We start from the raw sequence: 5,105 nt of genomic DNA on the forward strand, positions 1-5,105 counted from the left end.
GCGTGCTGCACGAATTCTCGTCGATCCCGGGCGTCCGCGAGGACGTCACCGACATCGTCCTCAACGTCAAGGCGCTGTCGCTGCGCATGCACGCCGAGGGCCCGAAGAAGATGCGGCTGAACGCCGAAGGCCCGAAGGTGGTCAAGGCCGGCGACATCGTCACCGGTCCGGACATCGAGATCATGGACCCCGAGCTGGTGCTGTGCACCCTCGACGACGGCGCCAAGCTGGCGATGGAGTTCACGGTCAATGTCGGCAAGGGCTACGTCCCGGCCAGCATGAACCGTCCTGAGGACGCGCCGATCGGCCTGATCCCGGTCGACGCCCTGTACAGCCCGATCCGCAAGGTCTCGTACAAGGTCGAGAACACCCGCGTCGGCCAGGTCACCGACTACGACAAGCTGTCGCTGACGATCGAGACCAACGGCGCCGTGACGCCGGAGGATTCGGTGGCGCTGGCCGCCCGCATCCTGCAGGACCAGCTGCAGCTGTTCATCAACTTCGAGGAGCCGTCGCGCGACCATCGCGAGGAGACCTCGGAGGACATGCCGTTCAACCGCAACCTACTGCGGAAGGTGGACGAGCTCGAGCTCTCGGTGCGCTCGGCCAACTGCCTGAAGAACGACAACATCGTCTATATCGGCGACCTGGTGCAGAAGACCGAGGCGGAGATGCTCCGCACCCCGAACTTCGGCCGCAAGTCGCTGAACGAGATCAAGGAAGTGCTGTCGACCATGGGCCTCCATCTCGGCATGGAGATCCCGAACTGGCCGCCGGAGAACATCGAGGATCTCGCCAAGAAGCTCGAAGAGCCGTTCTGATCGGCTGACGAGCCTGCTGTACCCCGCCGTTCTGTCCCGCACGGGCAGGCGGCGGGTTCCGCCATCGGACCCCCGCGGGGGCCAAGCCATGAGGAGATATCGCCATGCGTCACGGAGTGACCGGACGTCGTTTCAGCCGCACCAGCAGCCACCGCAAGGCGATGTTCGCCAACATGGCGGCGGCCCTGATCACCCATGAGCAGATCAAGACCACCCTGCCGAAGGCGAAGGATCTGCGCCCGATCGTCGAGAAGCTGATCACCCTCGGCAAGAAGGGCGGCCTCGCCAATCGCCGCCTGGCCTATGCCCAGCTGCGCGACGACGACGTGGTGGCCAAGCTGTTCTCGGTGATCGCCGAGCGCTACAAGACCCGCAGCGGCGGCTACTCCCGCGTGCTCAAGGCCGGCTTCCGCTACGGCGACGCCGCCCCGATGGCCGTGATCGAGCTGGTCGACCGCGACCGCGACGCCAAGGGTGCCGCCGACAAGGCGCGCGACGCCGAGCTGAAGGCCGCCGCGGCCGAGGCCGAAGGCGCCGAGGGCTGATCGGCCCGCAACGGTGAACGGATCAAGGCCCGGCGCAAGCCGGGCCTTTTTCGTTTCGTCAGTTGTCCTTGATCTTGACCCAGCAGGGATCGAAATAGCTGCCCTTGCACTCCGACCCGGCGGCCGAGGCGCTGGGCACCGCCTGCTGCACGGCCAGCGCCACGAGCGCCACCGCGATCACCGTCAGGATCACCTTCGTGTACCGATCGACCATGGACCCTTCCTCATCGGCTATGGTGAGGGCGCCATTCTTCATCAATCTTAAATTGATATAAAGATAGAAACTCTATTTTTAAGTGCCGCTTTCTGGATGCCGCCGATCTCCGGAATCGCTCGGAATTGGCCGGTATTGGCGTGAAATGTCGGCCGACATGTAAATATTGATCGTCGGGTCCGGCTTTGCCATGGATGCGGTTGACGCCTGGGACTGAGATCCTGTCGCCGATCCAGCGGGGGAGGAAACCATGACTGTGCCGCGCGACCTGCTCGAGCTACTGGGCATCCATGCCGGCCGGCCGGGCGACGATGTGCTGATCGGCCATGACGCGCTGGCCGAGGTGCTGATCGGCGGGGCCGGCAACGACTATGTCGAGGGCGGCGCAGGGGCGGTCGACATCCTGATCGGCGGCAGCGGCATCGACACGGTCGGCTATGCCGGGTCGCACGCCGCGGTGCGGGTCGATCTCGGCGCCGGCTGGGGCGGCTTCGCTTCCGTCTCCGGCGGCGACGCCGAGGGCGACGCGCTGGTCTGGGGCTTCGAGAACGCCGTCGGCTCCGGCTTCGGCGACAGCCTCGCCGGCGATGGCGGCCGCAACGTCCTGGCCGGGCTGGACGGCGACGATGTGCTGGAGGGCCGTGGCGGCGACGACATCCTGCTGGGCGGCGCCGGGGCCGACACGCTGGATGGCGGCGACGGCATCGACACCGCCAGCTATGCCCTGTCCGCGACCGGGGTGATCGCCAGCCTGTTCTCCGGCGTCGGCGGCATCCCGGATGAGGTCGACACGCTGCGCGCCATCGAGAACCTGGCCGGCAGCGCCCATGCCGACGCGCTCTACGGCGACGCCGGCGACAACCGGATCGACGGCGGCGCCGGGGACGATTTCATCAGCGGCGAGGAGGACATCGTCGGCGAGCCCGGCCGCGGCCAGGACCTGCTGATCGGCGGCGACGGCGACGACACCATCCAGGGCAATGCCGGCCGCGACGAGATCCATGGCGATGCCGGCAACGACTTCCTCGACGGCGGCGAGGAGGCCGACATCGTGCATGGCGGCGCCGGCGACGACATCATCATCGGCGAGGACGGCATCCTGGCGCCCTGGGTGGGCGGCGCCGACCTGCTCGACGGCGGCGACGGCGACGATTCGATCAGCGGCAATGCCGGGGACGACGTCGTCATCGGCGGCCTGGGCCGGGACGTGCTCAGCGACGGCAACGGCGCCGACCGCTACGTCTTCCGCTCGACGGCGGAGAGCGCCGTGGACCGGCCGGACGCGATCGGCGGCTTCACCGCCGGCGAGGACCGGATCGACCTGGCCCAGATCGACGCCGACACCGGCCGCCGCGGCGACCAGGCCTTCACCGTGATCGGCGACGCCCAGTTCTCCGGGAAGGCGGGCGAGCTGCGGGTCGCCCTCATCGAGACGATCCCGGGCGACCGCTTCGACTATGTCGTCGAGGGCGACGTCGACGGTGACGGCCACGCGGATGTCCGGATCGAGGTCGGCAGCACCATCGGTCACCTGACGGCGGGGGACTTCATCCTCTGATCCAGGTCAATGGCCGCGCTCGGCGCCGCCATTGACCTGGATCACCTGGGCGGTGACATGGGCGGCGCCTGGCGAGGCCAGCCAGGCCACGGCGTCGGCGATGTCGGCCGGCAGCCCGGCGCGGCGCATCGACGTCTCGGCGATCAGCGCCGCCTGCCGCTCCGCCGGCAGCCGGTCGGCGAAGAACTCGGTGTCGCGGATATAGCCCGGCGCGACGATGTTGACGGTGATGCCGCGCGGGCCGAGGGCGGCCGCCAGGTCGTAGCCATAAGGGTGCAGCGCGGCCTTGGCGGCGCCGTAGCAGCCGGCGCCGGAGCCGCGATAGGCGGCGATCGAGCTGACCAGCACCACCCGGCTGCCGGGCGCCCGCAGCCGGTCGCGCAGCCCCTCGGTCAGCAGCACGGCCGACAGCACGTTGCCGGCGAAGTTGTCGCTCCAGCGCCGCGCCACCCCGGCCAGCCCGTCATCGTAATGGCCCGGCGGCGCCTGCAGGATGGCGTTGCCGCCGGCGGCATGCACCAGCACGTCGACCGCCGGGAAGCGTTCGCCGATCTGCCGGCACAGCGCCTCGACCGTGTCCGGCCGCGACAGGTCGCCCGGCAGCGCCAGCACCGGCGGCGCCGAAGGATGCTCCCGCCCGATCGCCGCCGCCGTGTCCTCCAGCACGCCGGCCCGGCGCCCCAGGATCACCACCTGCTCGCCCTGCCCGGCGAAGCGCTGCGCCACCGCCAGGCCGATACCCGTGCCGCCGCCGCTGACCACCATCACCCGTGCCATCGATCCGTTCTCCTGTCGTGATGACCGGAAGGTGGCGCGAGGTCGGCTATACTTCAAACCTTGGATCGGATCGGTTTGATATCCAGCAGGTATCATGTCGACAGTCCTGGAGACCGCTTCTTCGACGTCTTCCCCGTCATGGCGAGGAGCGAAGCGACGTGGCCATCCAGGGGCTGGTACCGCTGGATGGCCACGCCCCTGCGGGGCTCGCCATGACGGTTCAATGTCTGGAAAGGCCGGTATCATCCATGATCGAGCTCCGCCTCCTGCGCCAGTTCATCGCCGTGGCCGAGGAGCGGCATGTCCGCCGCGCGGCCGAGCGCCTGGGCATGGCCCAGCCGCCGCTCAGCACGGCGATGCGGCGGCTGGAGGATGTGGTCGGCGCCGCCCTGTTCGACCGCAGCCGCCGCCGGGTGGCGCTGACCCCGGCCGGCACGGCGCTGCTGGAGGAGGCGCGCCGCACCCTGGCCCAGGCCGAGCATGCGGTGGCGGTGGCGCGCCAGGCGGGGCAGGGGGTGACCGGCCTGCTGCGCGTCACCTTCGTCGGCAGCGCCATGTTCGAGCGCCTGCCGCCGCTGTTGAAAGCGCTGCGCGCCCGCCATCCCGGCCTGGCGCTGGACCTGCGCGAGGCGACGACGATGCGGCAGCTGGACGAGCTGCGCGGCGGCCGCTGCGATCTCGGCTTCGTCATCCCGCCGCTGCCGGACAGCGAGGGGCTGGAGCAGGGGCCCGCTTGGTCCGAGCCGATGGTCGCGGTGGTGCCGGCCGACCACGCGCTGGCCGGCCGCCGCCGGATCGCACTGTCCGACCTCGCCGCCGAGCCCTTCGTCATGTTCCCGCAGGGGGAGGGGCCGGGCTTCCACGCCGCGATCCTGGAGGCCTGCGCCGCCGCCGGCTTCGTGCCGCGGGTCGCCCAGTCGGCGCATCAGATGCACGCGATCGTGTCGCTGGTGGCTGCGGGGTTCGGCGTGTCGCTGGTGCCGGGCCCGCTGCGCCGGCTGCGGCCCGACGGGGTGCGGTACCTGGCCCTGGCCGAGCCCGCGCCCCGCGCCCGGGTCGCCGCCGTCTGGCGGCGCGGCGACCGTTCGCCCGCCCTGCTGCAGGCCCTCGCCTTGCTGCAGGAGGAGATGGAGAGCTCGAATCGAGTCCCCCCTCCCCCTGCGGGAGGGGGGTAGGGGGAGGGGGTTCTC

At 70.2% G+C, this 5,105-nt stretch carries 6 protein-coding genes; 4 read left to right on the forward strand and 2 right to left on the reverse strand.

Features of this window, described 5'->3' with window-relative positions; genetic code table 11:
* Together ABDW35_RS31825 and rplQ are read left to right on the forward strand one after the other, a co-directional pair.
* On the forward strand, window positions 1–821 hold an 821-nt coding region (locus ABDW35_RS31825), incomplete at its 5' end, for a DNA-directed RNA polymerase subunit alpha (RefSeq protein ID WP_343717860.1).
* Window positions 822–925: 104 nt separating this feature from the next.
* Window positions 926–1,366 (forward strand): 50S ribosomal protein L17, encoded by a 441-nt coding sequence (gene rplQ / locus ABDW35_RS31830; RefSeq protein ID WP_343717861.1) that lies wholly within the window; start codon window positions 926–928, stop codon window positions 1,364–1,366.
* A gap of 58 nt (window positions 1,367–1,424) precedes the next feature.
* Here rplQ and ABDW35_RS31835 read toward each other — a convergent pair whose 3' ends face one another.
* Complete coding sequence (locus ABDW35_RS31835; RefSeq protein ID WP_343717862.1) at window positions 1,425–1,580, reverse strand: hypothetical protein; 156 nt, start codon at window positions 1,578–1,580, stop codon at window positions 1,425–1,427.
* Between the two features lie 250 nt (window positions 1,581–1,830).
* On the opposite strand from ABDW35_RS31835, the gene ABDW35_RS31840 reads away from it, so the two are divergent.
* A complete protein-coding gene (locus ABDW35_RS31840; protein WP_343717863.1) occupies window positions 1,831–3,138 on the forward strand; it encodes a calcium-binding protein in 1,308 nt (435 codons plus the stop codon).
* 6 nt (window positions 3,139–3,144) lie between these two features.
* Here ABDW35_RS31840 and ABDW35_RS31845 read toward each other — a convergent pair whose 3' ends face one another.
* Complete coding sequence (locus ABDW35_RS31845; RefSeq protein WP_343717864.1) at window positions 3,145–3,915, reverse strand: SDR family oxidoreductase; 771 nt, start codon at window positions 3,913–3,915, stop codon at window positions 3,145–3,147.
* Window positions 3,916–4,163: 248 nt separating this feature from the next.
* Between ABDW35_RS31845 and ABDW35_RS31850 the strand changes: the two genes are divergently transcribed.
* Window positions 4,164–5,090 (forward strand): LysR family transcriptional regulator, encoded by a 927-nt coding sequence (locus ABDW35_RS31850; RefSeq protein WP_343717865.1) that lies wholly within the window; start codon window positions 4,164–4,166, stop codon window positions 5,088–5,090.
* Window positions 5,091–5,105 lie beyond the last annotated feature (15 nt).

The organism is Inquilinus sp. (assembly GCF_039594555.1).
In the GTDB taxonomy this organism is placed as follows: domain Bacteria; phylum Pseudomonadota; class Alphaproteobacteria; order DSM-16000; family Inquilinaceae; genus Inquilinus.